The sequence below is a fragment of the Candidatus Enterococcus willemsii genome (assembly GCF_009933335.1).
GTDB classification, from domain to species: domain Bacteria; phylum Bacillota; class Bacilli; order Lactobacillales; family Enterococcaceae; genus Enterococcus_F; species Enterococcus_F willemsii.
In genome coordinates this window covers 676-4,165 of sequence record NZ_MAEL01000051.1, presented here as the reverse complement: position 1 = coordinate 4,165, position 3,490 = coordinate 676, and the positions used below count along the sequence as shown (strand labels likewise).

Here is a 3,490-nt window from a genome sequence, read left to right as displayed (position 1 = left end):
GAAATGGTCGGGGAAGTATTGTCAGTGATGCAAAATTTAGCTGAAAATGGAATGACCATGGTCGTTGTTACCCATGAAATGGGCTTTGCTCGAGAAGTTGCAGACCGTGTGATTTTTATGGATGAAGGAATTATTCAAGAACAAGGAACACCCGAAGAAGTCTTTGGTGCGCCAAAGAATCCACGCACCCAAAGCTTCTTAAACAAAGTTTTATAATGAAGGAGGAAGAGACGATGAACCAATCAAGAATTGCTAAAAAATACCAAGAGCCAAAAGAAAATCTTTTGATGGATATTGGGATGTTGGCCAAAAGTTCAACTGATTTAATCGATTTATCATTGGGTGACCCGGATTTAATTACTGATCATGCGATTATTGAAGCAGCTACCGAAGCAGCTAAAGCGGGACACACAAAATACACAGCTTCTGATGGTAGCCAAGAATTTCTACAAGCAGTTGTGAATCATTATCAACGACGATATGGACTGACATTTGATATTGGTCAAATTCGAGGGACAGTTGGCGCAATGCATGGGACTTATTTAGCACTGCTATCAATTCTGGACCCAGGAGATGAAGTGATTATTCATGAACCATACTTCTCTCCTTATAAAGAGCAAGTCGAAGCAGCTGGTGGTATCCCAGTCTTTATTCCAACTTATGAAAAAGATGATTTTCAAATTGACTTAGCTATTTTAGAAGCTGCTATTACGGATAAGACAAAAGCTATCTTGGTTAATTCACCGAATAATCCGACAGGCGCGGTGTTTTCAAAAGAAACAATGCAAGGGATTGCCGAGATTGCAATAGCCAATGATTTATTCATTTTATCTGATGAAATTTACGAGGAATTGAGCTTTAGTGAAGAATTTGTCCCGATGGCAACATTTGCACCAGAGCATACAATTACTTTTAGTGGGTTTTCAAAAGCTTTTGCGATGACTGGTTGGCGCATCGGTTATATGATTTCACCAAGTTATGTGAATGATATTGCGCGTCAAATTAATGAAAATATTACGTATTCTGCACCATCTTTATCGCAACAAGCTGGTATTTATGCCTTACAACATGCAGATGAGCTGGTACCAAAAGTGACAAACGTGTTTAAAGAACGTTTGAACTATGTCAAAAAACGAGTTGACGCAATCGATTTTCTATCATTAGGTGAAGTGAAAGGAACAATGTATGCCTTTATAAATATAGAAAAAACAAATTTAACTTCAGTACCATTTGTTGAACATGTCTTGAAAGAGACGCAAGTATTGTTGATACCTGGAAAAGCATTTGGTCAAACAACAGGGGATTCGCATGTCCGTTTAGCTGTTACACAAGATTTACAGACATTAAAAGAAGCTTTTGATCGAATTGAACAATTATCTTTCCATTAAAAAGAGAGTCAGCTCTCTTTTTTTTGCCGAAATAATATGAATTATCTGATAATTATCGAAAAAAAGGTTGATTTGATGCGTTTTTTCTAGTGATTTGTTTGATTATTGACTGTCGTCAAATTGTGATATTTTCATGCTACTGTAACAATTCAAAAATGTATTCGTTTTACTTTTTTTTATTTGACTCTTCTTAAATTATTTTTAAAATTTCTTATTACAAAATAACGACTTTTTCAATGAAGGAAAGGTTGATATTATTGGATTTTCAGGTGTGAAAATGACAAATAGTACTTGAAATCATGAAAATGAAATCTTTCGTCATTTGTTTGTTACCTAGGAAGGGCGCTCACTTGGTATGATTTATCCAGTTGTTCAGACAACACAAAATTCGATTTGAGGAGAGTTTTTATATATGAAGAAATTTAAATTTTTAGCTTTAGGAAGCGTAGCATTTTTAAGTATGGTTGGTTTTTCAGCAACAGCAAATGCAGATGAGATTGAACATACAGTTGCTCCGTCTGATACATTGTCTAGCATTTCATTACAATATTTTGGTAATGTAAGTCATGTACAACAAATTGCAGATGCCAATAATATTGCAAATCCGAATGTGATTTTTGATGGTACAAAATTGACAATCAATACTGATGGTGAAGCTGCACCAACAACTGAAGCTACTCCAGAAACATCTGCTGTTGAAACACCAGCAGCAAGCACAGAAACAGCTGACAATAGTGCAAACTATTCAGGTCGTACAATCACCATGGAATCAACAGCTTATAGCTCAGATCCAGCGGATAGTTTAGGTGGCGGAACAGTTACAGCAACTGGTCAAAACTTATTAGAAAATCCAATGGCAGTAGCGGTCGATCCAAATGTTATTCCTTTAGGTACAAGATTATATGTTGAAGGCTACGGTGAAGCTATTGCAAGTGATACTGGTGGCGCAATTAAAGGAAACATTGTTGACGTACATTTCCCAACTTATGAACAATGTATTGCTTGGGGACGTCGTTCAGTTCAAGTAACAATTTTAGACTAATTTGAATGCTTAAAAGAAATCTAGTTCGCTAGGTTTCTTTTTTTTGTAAATATTCAGAAAATTATTCTACTTATCTTTCGATTTGTATTTTTAATCACTCAAAATATGCTATAATGGAAAAAAATTTAAGGAGGAATGGTTCATGAGAGCTATTTTAACGGTTATTGGTAAAGATAAGGTTGGGATTATTGCTGGGGTAAGTCAAAAACTATCCGAGTTAGATATAAATATTGTTGATGTGACACAAACTATTATGCAAGAATATTTTACAATGATGATGATGTTGGAGTTTAAACAACAACCTGATTTTGAATTGGTTCGGCAAGAATTAACAAAAACAGGAGATGCATTAGGTGTTACCATTAGTATTCAAAATGAAGAAATTTTTGAAGCAATGCATAAATTATAATCGGGAGGTGATGAACGAATGGAGACAAATCAAATACTTGAAACAATTCGCATGGTTGAAGAAGAAAATTTAGATATACGTACAATTACAATGGGAATTTCACTCTTAGATTGTATGGATGCTGATGTTGATGCAGCTTGCGAGAAAATTTACCAAAAAATTACAACGCGTGCCAAAGAATTAGTGAAGGTTGGTGAAGCAATTGAAATGGAGTATGGAATTCCGATTATTAATAAACGAATTTCAGTCACACCAATTGGAATTATTGCATCAGCTTCACAGGCGACATCGGAAGATTGTGTAAAATTTGCGAAAGCGTTAGATCGCTCTGCTAAAACAGTGGGTGTGAACTTTATCGGTGGTTATAGCGCATTGGTTGAAAAAGGTTATCAAGGGGCTGACCGCGCCTTAATCGAGTCGATTCCGCAAGCTCTTGCTGAAACTGACTTTGTTTGTTCATCAGTCAATATTGGTTCAACAAAAGCGGGAATTAACATGGATGCAGTTCGTTTAATGGGTGAAACAATCAAGAAAACAGCAGAAGCATCAGATATGGGCTGCGCGAAACTTGTAGTCTTTGCAAATGCGGTGGAAGATAATCCATTTATGGCAGGAGCTTTCCATGGCGTAGGGGAAGCTGATTGTGTGATT

4 protein-coding genes and 1 pseudogene are annotated in these 3,490 nt (G+C 36.0%); all 5 read left to right on the top strand.

Annotated features, from left to right (window positions below; all coding sequences use genetic code 11):
* Window positions 1-216, top strand: a pseudogene (locus tag BAU17_RS10440) (amino acid ABC transporter ATP-binding protein); the annotation flags it as partial.
* 17 nt (window positions 217-233) lie between these two features.
* Window positions 234-1,388 carry a pyridoxal phosphate-dependent aminotransferase gene (locus tag BAU17_RS10435; protein ID WP_161902768.1) on the top strand — a complete coding sequence of 385 codons (1,155 nt, stop codon included), beginning with the start codon at window positions 234-236 and terminating at the stop codon, window positions 1,386-1,388.
* A 412-nt stretch (window positions 1,389-1,800) separates the two neighbouring features.
* The gene (locus tag BAU17_RS10430) at window positions 1,801-2,430 is read left to right on the top strand and encodes a 3D domain-containing protein (RefSeq protein ID WP_161902767.1); all 630 of its coding nucleotides are present in this window, start codon (window positions 1,801-1,803) and stop codon (window positions 2,428-2,430) included.
* A gap of 142 nt (window positions 2,431-2,572) precedes the next feature.
* A complete protein-coding gene (locus BAU17_RS10425) occupies window positions 2,573-2,839 on the top strand; it encodes an ACT domain-containing protein (protein ID WP_161902766.1) in 267 nt (88 codons plus the stop codon).
* An 18-nt stretch (window positions 2,840-2,857) separates the two neighbouring features.
* A partial coding sequence (locus BAU17_RS10420) for a DUF711 family protein (RefSeq protein WP_161902765.1) occupies window positions 2,858-3,490 on the top strand: 633 nt, incomplete at its 3' end.